15 protein-coding genes and 1 pseudogene are annotated in these 16,796 nt (G+C 37.8%); all 16 read right to left on the bottom strand.

The genetic code is table 11. The features are described from left to right. Positions 1-133: 133 nt before the first annotated feature. Positions 134-1,144 carry a tRNA (adenosine(37)-N6)-threonylcarbamoyltransferase complex transferase subunit TsaD gene (gene tsaD / locus G7081_RS04595; protein ID WP_166007784.1) on the bottom strand — a complete coding sequence of 337 codons (1,011 nt, stop codon included), beginning with the start codon at positions 1,142-1,144 and terminating at the stop codon, positions 134-136. 19 nt (positions 1,145-1,163) lie between these two features. Next, positions 1,164-1,610, bottom strand: coding sequence for a ribosomal protein S18-alanine N-acetyltransferase (gene rimI / locus G7081_RS04590; protein WP_166007783.1), 447 nt, complete (start codon positions 1,608-1,610; stop codon positions 1,164-1,166). Continuing rightward, complete coding sequence (gene rimI / locus G7081_RS04585) at positions 1,611-2,141, bottom strand: ribosomal protein S18-alanine N-acetyltransferase (RefSeq protein ID WP_166007782.1); 531 nt, start codon at positions 2,139-2,141, stop codon at positions 1,611-1,613. Beyond that, entirely contained in the window at positions 2,125-2,868 is a 744-nt protein-coding gene (tsaB, locus tag G7081_RS04580) for a tRNA (adenosine(37)-N6)-threonylcarbamoyltransferase complex dimerization subunit type 1 TsaB (protein WP_166007781.1), read from the bottom strand. The genes rimI (G7081_RS04585) and tsaB overlap by 17 nt, the downstream gene beginning before the upstream one ends. Before the next feature lie 20 nt (positions 2,869-2,888). Further along, positions 2,889-3,995 carry a hypothetical protein gene (locus tag G7081_RS04575; RefSeq protein ID WP_166007780.1) on the bottom strand — a complete coding sequence of 369 codons (1,107 nt, stop codon included), beginning with the start codon at positions 3,993-3,995 and terminating at the stop codon, positions 2,889-2,891. Positions 3,996-4,112: 117 nt separating this feature from the next. Then, entirely contained in the window at positions 4,113-4,823 is a 711-nt protein-coding gene (locus tag G7081_RS04570; RefSeq protein ID WP_166007779.1) for a glucosamine-6-phosphate deaminase, read from the bottom strand. A 118-nt stretch (positions 4,824-4,941) separates the two neighbouring features. After that, positions 4,942-6,756: a glutamine--fructose-6-phosphate transaminase (isomerizing) gene (gene glmS / locus G7081_RS04565; protein WP_166007778.1), complete on the bottom strand. Its 1,815-nt coding sequence runs from the start codon at positions 6,754-6,756 to the stop codon at positions 4,942-4,944. 322 nt (positions 6,757-7,078) lie between these two features. Beyond that, on the bottom strand, positions 7,079-8,434 hold the full coding sequence (glmM, locus tag G7081_RS04560) for a phosphoglucosamine mutase (protein WP_166007777.1): 1,356 nt from the start codon (positions 8,432-8,434) through the stop codon (positions 7,079-7,081). Positions 8,435-8,479: 45 nt separating this feature from the next. Then, positions 8,480-9,442 (bottom strand): CdaR family protein, encoded by a 963-nt coding sequence (locus G7081_RS04555; RefSeq protein WP_166007776.1) that lies wholly within the window; start codon positions 9,440-9,442, stop codon positions 8,480-8,482. Continuing rightward, positions 9,442-10,323, bottom strand: a complete 882-nt coding sequence (cdaA, locus tag G7081_RS04550; protein WP_275115407.1) for a diadenylate cyclase CdaA — start codon at positions 10,321-10,323, stop codon at positions 9,442-9,444. The genes G7081_RS04555 and cdaA overlap by 1 nt, the downstream gene beginning before the upstream one ends. A gap of 97 nt (positions 10,324-10,420) precedes the next feature. After that, positions 10,421-13,975, bottom strand: a pseudogene (gene nifJ / locus G7081_RS04545) (pyruvate:ferredoxin (flavodoxin) oxidoreductase); the annotation flags it as partial. A 178-nt stretch (positions 13,976-14,153) separates the two neighbouring features. After that, positions 14,154-14,891 (bottom strand): class I SAM-dependent DNA methyltransferase, encoded by a 738-nt coding sequence (locus tag G7081_RS04540; protein ID WP_166007773.1) that lies wholly within the window; start codon positions 14,889-14,891, stop codon positions 14,154-14,156. Position 14,892: 1 nt separating this feature from the next. Then, positions 14,893-15,246, bottom strand: coding sequence for a ribosome silencing factor (rsfS, locus tag G7081_RS04535; RefSeq protein WP_420824511.1), 354 nt, complete (start codon positions 15,244-15,246; stop codon positions 14,893-14,895). A gap of 12 nt (positions 15,247-15,258) precedes the next feature. Beyond that, the gene (gene yqeK, locus G7081_RS04530) at positions 15,259-15,858 is read right to left on the bottom strand and encodes a bis(5'-nucleosyl)-tetraphosphatase (symmetrical) YqeK (RefSeq protein ID WP_166007772.1); all 600 of its coding nucleotides are present in this window, start codon (positions 15,856-15,858) and stop codon (positions 15,259-15,261) included. Then, on the bottom strand, positions 15,851-16,444 hold the full coding sequence (locus tag G7081_RS04525) for a nicotinate-nucleotide adenylyltransferase (RefSeq protein WP_166007771.1): 594 nt from the start codon (positions 16,442-16,444) through the stop codon (positions 15,851-15,853). Before G7081_RS04525 ends, yqeK begins: the two co-directional genes overlap by 8 nt. Positions 16,445-16,471: 27 nt before the next feature. Then, on the bottom strand, positions 16,472-16,783 hold the full coding sequence (gene yhbY / locus G7081_RS04520) for a ribosome assembly RNA-binding protein YhbY (RefSeq protein ID WP_166007770.1): 312 nt from the start codon (positions 16,781-16,783) through the stop codon (positions 16,472-16,474). Positions 16,784-16,796: the final 13 nt, after the last annotated feature.

The raw sequence follows: 16,796 nt of genomic DNA, 5'->3' as shown, positions 1-16,796 counted from the left end.
CTCTATCGATTCCTTAGGATGTGGTTTTAGCATCAATTAAATTGATACCTTTGATAGTATATAATATTTTACCAATCATTTCAAGCCTTAATCCAGTAATCAAACAACAAAAAAGAACAGCATAAGCTATTCTTTACAATGACAATCCTGGTTGGGCATTTAAATCCCAATCAGCTCGTGACCCTTTTTCTTTTTCAATTAATCCAGCAGCCGCAATCATTCCGGCATTATCTCCACAAAGATGGAAATCTGGAACAATTAATTCAACTTTTGGCAATTCTTCTGCTAAAGCTTTTGTCAAAGCTTTGCGCAATCCTTTATTCGCAGCCACACCACCAGCTAATACTAATTGCTTAACGTTGTATTCTTGACACGCTCTCAATGCTTTAGAAACTAAAACATCAATTACACTTGCTTGAAAACTCGCGGCAAGATTTTCTTTAATCAATGTTTCACCTTTTTGCTCAGCGTTGTGAACGGTATTAATAAATGAACTTTTCAAGCCACTAAAACTAAAATCAAAATTAACTTCTTTAATCATCCCTCTAGGGAAATCAAAGGTATCTTCACCCACGTGAGCCAACTCATCAATTTCTTTGCCTGAAGGATAAGCTAACCCCAGAACACGTCCTACCTTATCATAAGCTTCACCAGCTGCATCATCTCTTGTTTCGCCAATGATTTCATATTCGCCATGTTCTTTCATGTAAACCAATTCAGTATGCCCACCACTAACAAGTAGTGCCATTAAAGGAAACTCAAGTGGGGCTTTTAAGCTAGCAGCATAAATATGTCCTGCCATGTGATTGACTGGAACAAGCGGTAAGTCATGAGCCCAAGCAAATGCTTTTGCAGCACTAACACCGATCAATAACGCTCCCACTAATCCTGGCCCTTCTGTGACTGCAACAGCACTCAACTGGTCAACTGTAATTCCCGCATCAACAAGTGCCTCTTCCATACATAATGTAATTTGTTCAACATGGTGACGGCTGGCAACTTCTGGTACCACCCCACCAAAACGACGATGGCTTAACACTTGCGAAGCCACTACATTGGATTGTAATTTATTATCATCTGAAATGATTGCTACACTGGTTTCATCACAACTGCTTTCAATCGCTAATAAATATTTTTTCGTCACACCGCTCACCTCACTTTCTTCATCTAACAGGTCTGACCATTAAGATACCATCATCATCTGGACCATGATAATAGCCTTTTCTTTTGCCAACTTTAATAAATTTATTTTTTTTATAAAATTTTACTGCCGCTTCATTTAACGATCTAACCTCCAAATAAACTGATACAACTTTATTTTCTTTTGCTATATCAACTAATTCTTCCATTAAAGATTGCGCTGTTCCGCACCCTTTCATTTTTGGCGAAACAGCAATATTATCAATTTCAATTTCATCTAACATTTGACGGTAAGAAATAAAACCAATCACTTGATTCCCCTCTAATCGCGTTAAATAATTCGACCGCTCATTGCTTAAATCATCAAAAAATTGTTCAGCCGTCCAAGGCGAACCAAAATCATAACTAGCATCTGCTAATTGCCAAAGGCCTCTCGCTAATGATTCGCAAGAACTTTGTTCAGTAGACATTTACTTTTCCTCCAAAAGGTAATGCATTTTATACGCATCTTCTTTTTCTTTATAATAATAATTTTCTATTTGATCAATCGTTTCAAAACCTAATTTAGCATATAGCTCTTGAGCAGCGGTATTGCTAACTCGAACTTCCAATGTTAATTTTTCGACACCATAAACACAGCCAATTTCTTTTACTTGTTCCAATAAGAATGAAGCCAGACCCTGTCGTTGAAAATCAGAGCTGACAACAAGATTTGAAATTTGTCCCACACCCTCTGCAAAACGAGCCGTTACAAAAGCAACTGGTTCTTTAGCCACCATTAACATCATATAGAAAACTGGAGCAGCTTCGTTCATCTCTTCTAGGAACGCGGCACGACTCCAAGGAATCCGTCCACGGTAGACTTCTTTTTGTAATTGCATTAATTTTTTAATATCTTGATAACCAATTTCTTTAAATAAAAATTCCTGTCCATTTATTTCAACTGGACGTTCAGGCATAACCCGCTGAACTAAGCGTTCTTTATTATTTATCATTGTCATAACTAACCTTTTCAACATATGTTTGGACAGTGTCTTGATTTTCTTTCAACCAATTTTCTTCTGCTTCAACACGTTTTAAATAATTAGGCGTGAAGCCGTGAATATCTTTAATTGGTTCTGCATCTTCACCTAGCAAAGCTAACGAGCTGGCATCCACTTGGTTTAACACTTGTTCTTCGCAACATTCAGCTGTTGGGATAATAGTTTTAATGGCTTCTGAAAAATTAATCACATCTTCTCCCACGAACCGAAGCTCTTTTGTACCAGTTGCTTGCAACTCTGCCAACCAATCCATTAAAGAAGTATGTTTATCCGCAATCACTGATACTAATTCACCTGATTGCCACTGATAAGCACCTGTATAAATGTTTTGACGACGGGCATCAAACAAAGGGATAATCAACCCACCATAGTCACGCGAATTAGCGGCAATAGCTGCCAAACTAGAAACTGACACTAACTCAATTCCTAATGTCCACGCTAATGTTTTTGCTGTTGTCACGCCTATTCTTAACCCTGTATAGGAACCTGGTCCTGAAGCAACCACGATTCTATTCAAATCAGTTGGTTTCCAACCAGCTTTTTTCATTTCTTGATTGATAGCGGGCATTAAACTAACACTGTGATTTTTACTTTTCTCACCTAAGTGATTCCCAATCACAACACCGTCTTCAACAAGCGCTACCCCTAAACCTTGATTCGACGTATCGATTCCTAAAATTTTCAATTTAAGCCCTCCCTTCTTGCTTACATCCCTTTAATAAATTCAGCCAATGCCAAGCCTTTTGCTTTAAACATATCTAAAGTCTCTAACGCTTCAAACTCTTTCACTGTTTGCTGTTCTGCTAATACCCCTAAAACCATATCCGCAGAATCTGTCATCTGATGGAAAATAATATCCGTTTGTAATTTACCATCTTTTGAATATTTGATAATTGTCGGATCCGTTTCATTAAAACCTTGCCACTTGGCAACCACAAATTCTTCTAATAATTTTAATTGTTGGCGATCTGTCGATTTCAAGCGCAAACTTGTCACTGGCCACACCACTTCAAACAATTCAACTTGGTTGAACAACTCTGATATAGACAACACTTTTTCTGCCGCTGCCATTATCGGCAAGCTCGCAACCCCGCCAATGTAATGAGGGTGCGTTACGTCCTTTGCTAAGCTTGCTACAAAGTAATGTTCAAACAGCCCTTTCAACTGATTAAGATGATTAATTTTTTCATTCAACGTCACCTGTTGATGATGATTTTCAGATGTAAACAAGGCATCTTCTTGCCAATACTGTTGATCGGAAAAATGATAATTCCAAGTTTGACCATCTAAGTTCATTCTAATCATTCGTTTCGTCAAGCTTGAATCTTGCTCATCCGTTGAAATAAACCCTTCACGTTCCATACAATAAGTACACGTTGGATAAGCTGCTTCAACAGGTTTGTTTTTCCCTTTTTCAAAAGATAGTACTGAACCAAATTTCGAATCTAAGCTAGTTGAACTTTGGACGTCCGAGACTTGTTTATTTCCTTGATTGATTCCGCAGAAATAGGTGGTAGCATCTACCGGATCTTTTTCATAACGTTGAGCAAACAAGGCGTTCAGCACAGATGGTGGCGGCGTGACTAAATCAGCCAGTTGATCTGCTCTCAAACCACGCTCTTTTTGAAATGTTACTAACGCTCCTAAGTAATCATCACCTTCAACAAGGATATCTTTCTCTTCACATTCTGCAGGTGATAATTCTAATAAGCCAAACAAACGATTACGTAAATACAAGCGATCTAAAACCATCCAACCGCCTGCATCCATACCTGTATTTAAAAACTCTTCTACTACTTGTGATAACTTCATTTCAGCACCTCATTATCAGAATAATCTTATCCTTGTATTCTAACAAATTTCCCTCGGAAAGACCATGGCTTTTCACGTAATAAAAAACACGATAACAATTGTTATCGTGTTTTTTGTTTATTTAGATAAACCTGCTAGGGCTGCTTCATCTGCGATTAAGACAACATTATCATGTTTTTGCAGAATGCTCGCTGGACAGTCTGTTGAAATCGGCCCTTCAACCATTCCTTTAAGGGCGTCAATTTTGCTTTCGCCATAAGCAACTAAAATAATTTTTTTAGCTTTCATAATTGAACCAATCCCCATTGAATATGCTTCTGTAGGAACGTCTTCTTTTTTATCAAAGAAGCGCTTGTTTGATTCAATTGTCGATTCAACTAAACCAACTCGTCTTGTTTGAGAATCAAAAGGTGTGCCTGGTTCATTAAAACCAATATGACCATTTGTACCGATTCCTAAAATTTGAATATCAATTGGGTTGTTGGCAATAATTTCATCATAACGATCACACTCCGCCTTTTCATCCGTTGCCATACCATCTGGTACATAAGATGCTTTAAACGGTTTGTGATTAAATAATTTATCATTCATAAAGAAACGATAACTTTGTTCATCTGTTCCTTTTAAACCAACATATTCATCTAAGTTAATAGCTGTCATATCAGAAAAATCCAGATCACTAGCTACCATTTCTTGATACATCGTAATTGGAGAACTACCTGTCGCTAAGCCTAAAACTTTAGCTGAGTCGTTTTCCATTCCCTCTTTAATTAATTCAAAGGCTTTTTTTCCGCCTGCAACTTGATCCTGAACTTTAATAATTTCCATGACATAACCTCCACTGTTTTTGGTATAGTCCAATCATACACCCAACTTGGCATTTGTTCAAGGTCTAGACCAAAAAAATAAACAAAAAAACTATCACCTTACGATGATAGTTTTAAGATTATTCGACTGTCACACTTTTAGCTAAGTTACGTGGTTTATCTACATCTAGACCACGGTGTAAACTTGCATAATAAGCAATCAACTGAATCGGCACGACACTAACAAGCGGTGTTAACAACTCGTGAACGTGAGGTAAAACAATGTGATCGCCTTCTTTTTCAAAACCTTCCATTGAAACAACGACTGTTGCTGCTCCACGGCTTTCCACTTCTTTCAAGTTACCACGAGTATGACTACCCATGACTTCGTCAGTAATAATACCAATTACCGGTGTTCCCTCTTCAATCAAAGCAATTGTTCCATGTTTCAATTCACCAGCAGCAAAACCTTCTGCTTGAATGTATGAAATTTCTTTCAATTTAAGCGCAGCTTCCATTGAAACAAAATAGTCCATTCCGCGACCGATGTAAAAAGCGTTACGAGTTGTTTCTAAATTAGCTTTTACTAGATCAGAAATATGTTCTTTTTCTCCAACAAGACGTTCCATTCCTGTAGCAACTAAACTTAATTCTTTTACTAAGTTAAACTCTTTAGCAACTGCTGTTCCTTTAACCATTCCTGTCGCTTTAGCTAAAATTGCCAATGTAGCAATTTGTGCTGTATAAGCTTTGGTAGAAGCAACTGCAATCTCAGGTCCTGCATGCAATAACATCGTATGATTTGCTTCACGAGATAAGGTTGAGCCTGGAACGTTCGTCATTGTCATTGACTCGTATCCCAATTCATTGACACGAACTAAAACTTGACGACTATCTGCCGTTTCACCACTTTGACTGATAAAAATAAAGAATGGATTTTTAGAAATAAGTGGCATATTGTAAGCAAACTCACTTGCAACGTGAACTTCTACTGGAATTTCAGCCACTTTTTCAATTAGTTGTTTACCAACTAAACCTGCATGCCAGCTTGTTCCACAAGCGACAATATAAATGCGATCAGCTTTTTGAATACGTGATGTGATTGCTTCATCAACAACTAATTCACCTTTTTCATTTGTATACTCTTGGACTAAACGACGCATGACAGCAGGTTGTTCATCCACTTCTTTTAACATGTAGTGTTCATATGTACCTTTATCCATATCAGCAACATCGATTTTAGCTTCGTATGAATCACGATTAATCGTTTCACCAGCTTGGTTTTCAATGGTAATTTTATCTGCTTCAACAATTACTAATTCTCCGTCCATAATTTCAACGAACTCTTTCGTTTCAGTAATCATCGCCATAGCGTCACTACAAACCACATTAAAGCTATCACCTAATCCAATCAATAACGGACTTTTGTTTTTAGCAACATAAATCACTTCTGGTTGATTGCTTTCCATCATCGCAAAAGCGTATGATCCTTTGATAATTGTTAAAGCTTTTTTGAAAGCTTCTTTAGCTGATAAGTTTTCTTTTTCAGCTAAGACATTAATCAATTGAATGGCAACTTCCGTATCTGTCTCACCAATTAAATTAACACCTGCTAAATAATCAGTTTTGATTTCTTCATAGTTTTCAATCACGCCATTGTGAACTAAAACAAAACGTTCATTGCTCGATGTATGAGGGTGAGCATTTGTTTCTGATGGCACACCATGAGTTGCCCAACGTGTGTGACCAATCCCGGCTGTCCCATTAACATCAGCTGAAACTTTCTCGCGCAAGTTAGCAATACGGCCTACTGCTTTAATTAATTGGCCTTCATTTTCAGATTCTGACACAAAAATCCCCGCTGAGTCATAACCACGATACTCTAATTTCTCTAAACCTGTTAATAAAATTTCTTTCGCATTCTGATTCCCAACAATCCCGACAATTCCGCACATTTACATTTCCTTCTTTCAATAATTTAGTTTTCCAGCTGCGTGACTAGTTTTTTGTTATAGTTTTCCAACTAACTTTTAGACTAGTCTGTAGAGTGCAGTCCCTAGAGCTACCCGCCGAATATTTCGATAAGCTCTCTCCTCGTCACCTGTAAAAGGTCTGGCGCTTTTTAATAATTGGTATAGACGTATACCGGGTAAAAACTATCTGGAAACAGATATAAGAATAACTTTATATTAGCGTTTTGTCAACAAAAATAAAATTGGTATAGTTATAATAATTTATTGGTATACAAAAAAAGACAAGAGCTAAGCTCTTGTCTTTTTAGTCAATTCCAATTTCTTGACGAACAACTTCTGCAATCTGATCAACATAGTAATCAACTTTTTCTTTCGTTGGCGCTTCAGCCATCACACGAAGTAATGGTTCAGTACCTGAAGGTCGAACAAGGATACGTCCGTCACCATTCATTTCAGCTTCAGCTGCATCAATCGCTGCTTTGATTGCTGGCACTTCCATCGCACCATTTTTATTCGATACTTTAATATTCACTAATTTTTGTGGGTATTCTTCAACTTCTGCTGCTAATTCAGATAAAGTTTTACCCGTTTCTTTCATAACATTAATTAATTGAATTCCTGATAACATCCCATCACCAGTTGTATTGTGATCTAAGAAAATCATGTGGCCTGATTGTTCCCCACCGAAGTTATAACCATTATTTCTCATTTCTTCTACAACATAACGGTCACCTACTTGAGTTGCTAAAGCAACCATTCCTTCAGCTTCTACCGCTTTATGGAATCCTAAGTTACTCATTACCGTTGAAACAATTGTGTTCTTTTTCAATTTACCTTGGCTATATAAGTACTTACCACAGATAAACATGATTTTATCGCCATCAACGATTTGCCCTTTTTCATCAACAGCAATCACACGATCGCCATCTCCATCAAAGGCAAGCCCAACATTCGCTCCTTTTTCAAGAACAAATTCAGCTAATTTTTCAGGGTGTGTTGAACCAACTCCATCATTAATGTTTAAACCATTTGGATTAGTTCCCATTGTATAAAAGTCAGCTTCTAAATCCGCAAATACACGATCAACTAATGGTGTTGTGGCTCCATGAGCACCGTCTAAACAAATTTTAATTCCCTCAAAATCACCATCAATTGTTTCGGTTAAGAATTTTGCATAACGTAAAACACCTTCTGGGAATTCATCTAACGTTCCTAGACCATCGGCAGATGGACGTGGCAATGTATCTTCTTCTGCATCTAACAACACTTCAATTTCTGCTTCTTGAGCATCAACTAATTTAAAACCATCTGGTCCAAAGAATTTAATCCCATTATCTTGCGCCGGATTATGCGAGGCTGAAATCATCACACCTGCTGAAGCTTTTTGAGTTCTCGTTAAATATGAAACCGCTGGAGTTGAAATAACTCCTAAAGAGAACACTTCAATCCCAACTGAAATCAAACCTGAAATTAAAGCTTGCTCTAATAATTGACCTGAAATACGAGTATCACGACCAACTAAAACACTCGGTTGTGTTCCTTCTTCAATGTGTTGCGTTAAGACATAACCACCAAAACGTCCTAATTTAAATGCTAATTCTGGTGTTAATTCTTGATTGGCAATCCCACGAACGCCATCAGTTCCAAAATATTTTCCCATGTTATTCTCTCCAATACTTTAAAATAGTTATATTCATTATTTAAATTATTTTTCTTCTTTATCTTTCTTTACAGGTGTCACTTCTACTTGAACAATCGCGGGATCTAATTCGACCCCTTCAGGTTTAGTGATTGAATACGATTCTAATTCTCGTTTTTCAATTCCTGATGTATCAATAACTAACTCTAGCTTATCAATCGCATCAATCGTCGTACGAGATCCGTAAATAACGATATTTTCCATTTCAGGTTTGAATTTAAACTCTTTAATTCCTTCTGCAATTGAACCTGATTGTTTAATTTCTAATGGAACAGATTTTGAAGGTGCTGTCACTTTCACTTGGACTTTAACTGCTGCTGGCGCAATAATGACACCTAGCGCATTAGCTTGTTCGTCCAAAGCAACTAAATCAACTTCACGAGTCATGTTTTCAGATAAGTCACGAACGTCACTTAAGACAGCTGCCACTTTATCAATTTTGTGAATCGTGCTTTCACCAGCTGTGACTGTAACCTTCTCAGGATCTGCTGTAATACTCTCTAAAGTGTAGCCTTGCTTTAATAATGTGTCATTCAGCTCAGGGACTACTTCGAATTCTTTTGTCGCACGTTTTTCAATTGTGACATTTATTGATTGATCCCCTAGTACAGCATTAACTGCACTATTAAGACCTTTCACTTCAAGCGGAACATCATGAACCCCTTCTTCTAAGTTCGTTAAATCCGCCTGCACTTTAAAGTTCCGAGTCAATTCATTCGTTTCACCATCTAACAACACTTTATTATTACTCTTTAAGTAAACGGTTGTTGTTGGATCAAATCCTGAGATGTAATACTTTTTATCGTCGAACAACAATTGAATTGGCACCTTATCAGCAACCGCAGAAATACTTGGCACTGCTTCGCCCTTCAATACTTTATTTTCAGAATTAGCATTCCAAAAAAGTAATAAGGCAAATAGCAGTGCTACTAAAGGCGAAAACCACTTATGTCTAATTATTCTATCCATTAGCGCTGCCCTCCTTTAGTAAAACCTTCTAAGAACGATTGAACTAAACTTTCTTTTGGTTTTTCATCATGATTAACAAAAGCATCTTCTAATATTTTATAATACTCTTCTTGCTCTAAATGAGGGTAAAAATGATTATCCATTGTAATACTCACATCACCAGTTTCTTCAGACACGATAATCGTTAAGGCATCTGATACCTCACTGACACCAATCGCTGCACGGTGACGTGTCCCAAACTCTTTGGGAATAGTCTCACTTTCTGACAAAGGTAAGTAAGCACATGCTACCGCAATTTTATCATCATTAACAATAACTGCTCCATCATGCAACGGTGTGTTTGGAATGAAAATATTAATTAATAACTCTGAACTAATTTCAGCATCTAGTGGTATGCCTGTTTCAATATATTCATCTAACCCAGTGTTACGTTCAATCGTAATTAACGCTCCAATCTTACGTTTAGACATATATTGAATAGCTTGGTCGTACGCTTTTACTAAGGCAATATCTTTACGCTCTGCTTTTCCTGATTTTTTCAAGAAACCAACACGGCCTAAATGTTCCAATCCTCGGCGAACCTCTGGTTGGAAAATCACCACCGCCGCAATCACACCATACGTAATCACTTGATCCATCAACCATGAAACGGTATTTAGCCCTAGCACTCGGCTAAGCAATCGAACGATAATAATAACTGCAATCCCTTTAAGTAATTGGACTGCTTTTGTTCCTCTTAATAAGTTAAATAATTTATACAGAACAAACCAGACTACTAAAATGTCTAATAAATTAATAAAGAAATTCGGCGTCAAAATAAAACTATGCCAAATATCTTGCCATGTTTCTATCTTAAATAAGCTAAAAAAAGTATCTAACACATTTGTCACTCCCTCATTGAGTTGTCCAAGCAATTATATCATAATACCCCTGACTATAAAACTAAGGCAAACTAAAAAGAAGTTGAACTTAATCAACTTCTTTTTTCTTTTCTAATTTTTCACGAATCTTCTCTTCTTGCCCCGCCATTCTAGCGTAACGATAGAAACGTGATTTTGCTTGCGCAACCGTTTCATCGTATAACTGTTCGGCAATATCAGGATCCACACTCATCAATGTCGCAAATCTGGTTTCAGTCTTCATGAAATCTTTCATGCGATCAAAATCAGGTTTTTTGAAATCGATTGTCATTGGATTTTTACCTTTTTCAAGCAACAATGGATTATATCGATACAATGACCAATAGCCTGTTTCAACAGCATCTTTTGCTTGTTGAATCGTAATCCCGCCTGAAATACCATGTTCAATACATGGTGTATAACCAATAATCAATGATGGTCCAGGGAATTTTTCCGCTTCCTCAATCGCCTTAATTGTTTGCATTTGGTTAGCGCTTGAAGAAATTTGTGCGACGTAGACATGTTCATAGCTCATGGCAATCACACCAAGATCTTTTTTACCGCCACGTTTCCCTTCGGCAGCAAACTTCGCTACCGCAGATGAAGGTGTTGCTTTAGATTTTTGACCCCCAGTATTAGAGTAGACTTCATTATCCATGACTAGGATATTAACATCTTCCCCACTAGCAATCACATGATCTAAACCACCAAAACCAATATCGTAAGCCCAACCATCGCCACCGATTAACCATTGACTAGGTTTGACGAATAAATCATTGCTATCATAAATATCATTTAACAGCTCATCTGAATCTTTTTCTTCTATTAAAATAGCTTTTAACTTTTGAGCACGTTGTTGAGTTCCTTCGCTATCCATCAGATGCTCTAACCAATCGGACATCAAAGCACGTAAATCTTCACTTAATTCTTTCGTTGCTAACGCATCCGTAACTTTAGCAGCTAAATATTCACGACGAGAATTATTGGCTAAGTACATGCCGTAACCATATTCTGCATTGTCTTCGAATAACGAGTTAGACCACGCTGGCCCTTGACCTTGGTCATTTGTCGTATACGGTGTCGTCGCAGCTGACGCTCCAAAGATTGACGAACAACCTGTAGCATTCGCCATCATTAAACGGTCCCCATATAATTGCGTCAACAATTTCAAGTACGGTGTTTCACCACAACCAGAACACGCACCTGAGAATTCAATCAACGGTTTCTCAAATTGCGACCCTTTAACTGATCCTAATTTAACCGGATTCTCTTTCGCTTGCAAGGTCATCGCAAAAGCCCAGTTAATTGCTTCTTCTTTCATTTCTTCATAAGGACGCATTTCCAAAGCTTTTCCTTTAGCAGGACACACTTCAACGCATAAGCCGCAGCCAGTACAATCTTCAAGGGATACTTGAATTCGATACTTAAGACCATCTGCACCACGCATTTCACGAACTAAGAAACCTTCAGGAGCTTCTCCAAGTTCTTCATCATCTGCTAGGAATGGACGAATCGCAGCATGTGGGCAAACAAAGGTACATTCATTACACATCGTACATTTATCTACATCCCAGATTGGAACCTCTAAAGCCACGCCACGTTTTTCATACGCCGCTGTTCCTAAAGGCATCCGACCATCCGTCATACCATTTTCTTTCAAGTCGCCAACAGTTAAATCATTACCTTCTTGGCGAGCCACCGGATCAACAATATTAAAGACGAATGATGGGCGATCTGATTTAATTTGAGGCGCTTCTACAGAAGCCGTTGCCCACTCACTAGAAACAGGGATTTCCTCTAAATGTTCTATGGTTTGATCAATCGCTGTAAAGTTCAATTCAACAATCTCTTGTGATTTGCGACTATAGTTTTTAACCACGTGTTCTTTCATTAACGCAATCGCTTCTTCTTGAGGAATTAATCCCATCAACTTAAAGAAGGCTGCTTGCATAATCGTATTAATACGTTGACCAAGTCCCACTTCTTTCGCTAAGCCATTGGCATTAATCGTAAAGAATTTAATCTCTTTTTCTGCTAGCTCACGTTTCAACTTAGTTGGTAAGTTTGCCGCTATCTGTTCTGGTGTCCAAACTGTATTTAATAAGAAAGTACCACCTTTTTTCAACCCTTTTAGCAAATCATAATTATAGATATACGATGAATTATGACAGGCAACGAAGTCAGCATTTTCTACTAAATAAGCTGAATCAATTGGCTGCTCACCAAAACGCAAGTGAGAAACTGTTAGGCCACCCGCTTTTTTCGAGTCATAAGAAAAATAACCTTGAGCATATAAGTCAGTATTATCTCCGATGATTTTAATCGCTGATTTGTTAGCGCTAACTGTTCCGTCAGAACCAAATCCCCAGAACTTCGCTTGATAAGTTCCTTTAGGGGTTAAATCAAGTTTGCCTAAAGTCGGCAATGATAGATGGGTTACATCATCAACAATTCCAATCGTAAAGCGCGATTTCATCTCACTTTTTTCTTTCAACAATTCATCATAGACTGCTACGATTTGATCAGGCGTCACATCTTTCGAGCCTAATCCATAGCGACCACCAATGATTGTCGGATGACTGTCACTATCATACATCACACTTTGCACATCAAGTAATAGCGGCTCGCCGCCGGCACCTGGTTCTTTTGTCCGATCTAAAACTGCCATACGTTTCACTGTCGCTGGCATAGCTGCTAAGAAATCTTCTACTGGGAAAGGACGATATAAATGAATATTGATATGTCCTACTTTACGACCACTTTCAATCAAATGATCGACCACTTGATGAACAACTGGTGCGACACTTCCCATTGAAACAATCACTTCAGTTGCATCATCTGCACCATAATAATTGACTAAATCATAATCAGTCCCACGCAATTGATTGATTTCTGTCATGTATTTTTTTATGATTCCTGGGACTGCTAAATAATGGTTATTAACTGTCTCGCGTTGTTGGAAATGGATATCTTCATTTTGATTCGAACCACTGACATGCGGGTGATTTGGATTCAAACTACGAGCACGAAACTCGGCTAACTTCTCTTGATTAACCAAACCTGTAATTTCGTCATAATCTAACACTTCAATTTTTTGAATTTCATGACTCGTTCTAAAGCCATCAAAGAAACTTAAAACTGGCAAACTCGCTTCAATCGCTGCTAAATGAGCAATCGCTGACAAATCCATCACTTCTTGGACTGAACTTTCAGCTAACATCACCACACCCGTTTGACGAGCTGCCATAACATCGCCATGATCCCCAAAAATACTCAATGCATTGGTCGCCACCGCACGGCTAGCCACATGAAAGACAGCTGGCAATAATTCCCCAGCCATTTTGTACATATTAGGAATCATCAATAATAAGCCTTGTGACGCTGTGTAAGTTGTCGTCAAAGCCCCAGTATTTAATGAGCCATGAACCACACCTGCTGCTCCAGCTTCCGATTGCATCTCAACCACTTTAACAGGGTGTCCAAATATATTCTTTTTACCTTCAGCAGACCATAAATCAACTAACTCCGCCATTGAAGAACTTGGCGTAATCGGATAAATAGCTGCTAATTCTGTAAATGCGTATGAGATATAGGCAGCTGCTGCACTACCATCCATTGTTTGTTTTCTTCTCATCATCCGACACCTACTTTCTATCACTCTATGCTTAAATTTTGCACTAATTATCAAGATAACTAACGTCTATTATATACGAGGTCCTTATTTTTATATAGTAAAAAAACTTAATTTCTTTATTCTTTTTAAGAAACCAACAAAATAAAAAAAGCCACACTTTAAATAGTGAGGACTTTTTCTATTTTTTACAAACAAAAAACCAACGTGTTGTATTTTCTGATGGTTCTTCATCTGTGAAATCTGCACACATTTTAATATCTCTAAAATTCGCATTTTCCAACATCATGTAATAGTTGTCTAAAGAATAAGTCCGTTCTTCATGTAATTCATCATGACGAATAAACTGTTCATCTTCGGCTTTTTCTTTCACAAAGAAAGTTAAATGATGTTCAATACTGTGTTCTTCTTGCCCCTCATAACTATCCCAAAGGAAAGCAAAATCATCTGTTTGATAGTGATAACTGTACTCTGGAAAGACTTCGTTGACTTGAAAAATTGAATGCACGTCGAAAATAAACGTGCCGTTTTCTTCTAATCCTTCATAAGCTGAATCAAAAACTTGTTGAACTGCTTCTTGATCCGGCATATAACAAAGAGAATCAGAAAAACAAGTGATCGCTTCATAGGTACCGACTTCTGATAAATCCATCATATCGCCTTGCACAAATTGAACCTCTACGTTCTCTTCTTCCGCTCTTTCGCTAGCCATCGATAGCATCTCTTCTGACAAATCTAAGGCAGTGACATCGTAGCCTTCTCTTGCAAAATCACAAGCTAAAGCTCCTGTCCCACAAGCTAGTTCCAAAATACGTTTTGTCTCTCCTGGCAAATGGCGTTTACTAAAGGCCAACCACTCTTCATAAAGCGTTGGATCCATTACTTCGTCATACACCATGGCAAAAGTTTTATACAACATGTTAATCAACCATTCCTGTAACATCTACTAATGGTGCATCTGACCATAGTTTTTCTAAATTATAGAAGCTACGTTCTTCACCGTGGAAGACATGTAAAACGATATCGCCTAAATCTGCTAATACCCATTTTCCAGAATCTTTACCTTCGATACGTCCAACTTCAACTCCAGCTTTACGAGCTGCATCTGCTACCTCATCAACGATAGCTCCAACTTGTTTTTCACTATTCCCGTGACAAATGACAAAATAATCCGCTAGTAAAGAAATTCCTTGAACATCTAATGCCATGATTTCTTCCCCACGTTTGTCATCAATTGCTTTAACAACTACTTCTAATAATTCTTTGCTTTCTATGATAATTACCTCCTATTTTTTAACAACCCACTGGTTGAATGTTTCAATTGTTTTTGGATAAATCAACGCTTCTTTTTCAACTAAATATGCTAAAGTATGCTTTGTTTCAAATGCAACAGCTTCATCTAAGTCCGTCAAGGCAATTTCTCGCGCCTGATTGACTACTGGAAAATCACGACCACTTTCAACATAGTCTGCCACATAGATTAACTTATCTAATTGCGTCATATCAGCTGCACCTGTGGTATGCAACCTAACAGCATTTAAAATTTCAGCATCTGTCATGCCTAGTTCTTTTGAAATGATTTCTGCACCAACTAAACCATGCCAAATCGGATTACCATAAACTAATAGCTCTTCTGGAAAACCCTTCTCCTGAATCACTTTAATAAAATCATGATCGGGACGTTCTTTAGCATAATCGTGAACTAGGGCAGCGATACTGACTTTTTCTAAGTCACCACCATGAATGCCGGCTAACTCTAAAGCCATCTCTTCCACACGCAAAACATGTGCAAACCGTTTTTCAGACATTTGCTGCGCTACGATTTCAATCAAGCGTTCTCGACTGACGTCCACATATTGATTTGTATAAACTATTTCTTTAGACATCTTGATACAACCCCTTGTCTTGAATATAGTTTAGCACATTTTCAGGTAAGAAGTAATTGACTGACTTACCCTCGCTGATGTGATTACGAATCAATGATGAACTGATAGACATTAATGGCGCTTCTACCCAAGTGACTGGATAAGAACTTGATTCACCATATCCCGGACGTTTGACCGCCACCAGTGTAACCAATTCAAGCAAATCTTCTAAACGGTACCATTTTGGTAAATAATCTACCATATCGCCACCGATAATAAAGAAATAATCTGTATTAGAATTTTTCTCCACTAATTCAGCCATGGTGTCATAAGTATAACTAACACCACCTCGGTCAAGTTCACAGGTTTCAATCTTCAAACTATCTTGCCCTGCTACTGCTAATTCAAGCATGTCTAAACGTAAATCAGACGATAATGTTGTCTTCTTATCAATGTGAGGCGGCGTATAGGTTGGCATTAAGTAACATTCGTCTAAAGCTAACTCATGTTTAACTTGATCCGCCATCACTAAATGACCATAATGAATTGGATTAAAACTACCACCTAGAATCCCAACACGCTTGCGCTTATTTAATTCAGTTGTCATAGTTCACCCTCCTCATAGTTCGCTCAATTAAATTTTACGAACGTCTACAGAAATTTTTTGATATTTTTCACGACTAGATGGTTTAAACACCACTAAGATCCGGCCAATCACTTGAACCACATCACAACCAATTTCACGTTCTAAGACTTCTGCTACTTCTTCAGCAACTTCATCAGTATTTTGTAATAGACTAACTTTAATTAATTCTCTTCTATCTAATGTGTCTTCAATTTGATCAAGGACACTATCAGTCAAACCGCCTTTGCCAATTTGGCAAAGTGGTTGCATATGATGAGCCGCACTTCTTAAGAAACGTTTTTGTTTTCCTCTTAATTCCATTATGATCCTCTTC

This window comes from Vagococcus coleopterorum (assembly GCF_011303955.1).
Taxonomy (GTDB): domain Bacteria; phylum Bacillota; class Bacilli; order Lactobacillales; family Vagococcaceae; genus Vagococcus_D; species Vagococcus_D coleopterorum.
Note: the sequence above shows the minus strand (reverse complement) of the source record. Positions and strands in the feature narration are given on the sequence as shown.

Excerpts from the sequence above, each read along its gene's own strand:
- rimI (WP_166007783.1), bottom strand. The coding sequence starts at position 1,610 with ATGTCTACTGAACAAAGTTCTTGCGAATCATTAGCGAGAGGCCTTTGG.
- rimI (WP_166007782.1), bottom strand. The coding sequence starts at position 2,141 with ATGACAATGATAAATAATAAAGAACGCTTAGTTCAGCGGGTTATGCCT.
- G7081_RS04575 (WP_166007780.1), bottom strand. The coding sequence starts at position 3,995 with ATGAAGTTATCACAAGTAGTAGAAGAGTTTTTAAATACAGGTATGGAT.
- G7081_RS04570 (WP_166007779.1), bottom strand. The coding sequence starts at position 4,823 with ATGGAAATTATTAAAGTTCAGGATCAAGTTGCAGGCGGAAAAAAAGCC.
- glmS (WP_166007778.1), bottom strand. The coding sequence starts at position 6,756 with ATGTGCGGAATTGTCGGGATTGTTGGGAATCAGAATGCGAAAGAAATT.
- glmM (WP_166007777.1), bottom strand. The coding sequence starts at position 8,434 with ATGGGAAAATATTTTGGAACTGATGGCGTTCGTGGGATTGCCAATCAA.
- G7081_RS04555 (WP_166007776.1), bottom strand. The coding sequence starts at position 9,442 with ATGGATAGAATAATTAGACATAAGTGGTTTTCGCCTTTAGTAGCACTG.
- G7081_RS04540 (WP_166007773.1), bottom strand. The coding sequence starts at position 14,891 with ATGTTGTATAAAACTTTTGCCATGGTGTATGACGAAGTAATGGATCCA.
- yqeK (WP_166007772.1), bottom strand. The coding sequence starts at position 15,858 with ATGTCTAAAGAAATAGTTTATACAAATCAATATGTGGACGTCAGTCGA.
- G7081_RS04525 (WP_166007771.1), bottom strand. The coding sequence starts at position 16,444 with ATGACAACTGAATTAAATAAGCGCAAGCGTGTTGGGATTCTAGGTGGT.
- yhbY (WP_166007770.1), bottom strand. The coding sequence starts at position 16,783 with ATGGAATTAAGAGGAAAACAAAAACGTTTCTTAAGAAGTGCGGCTCAT.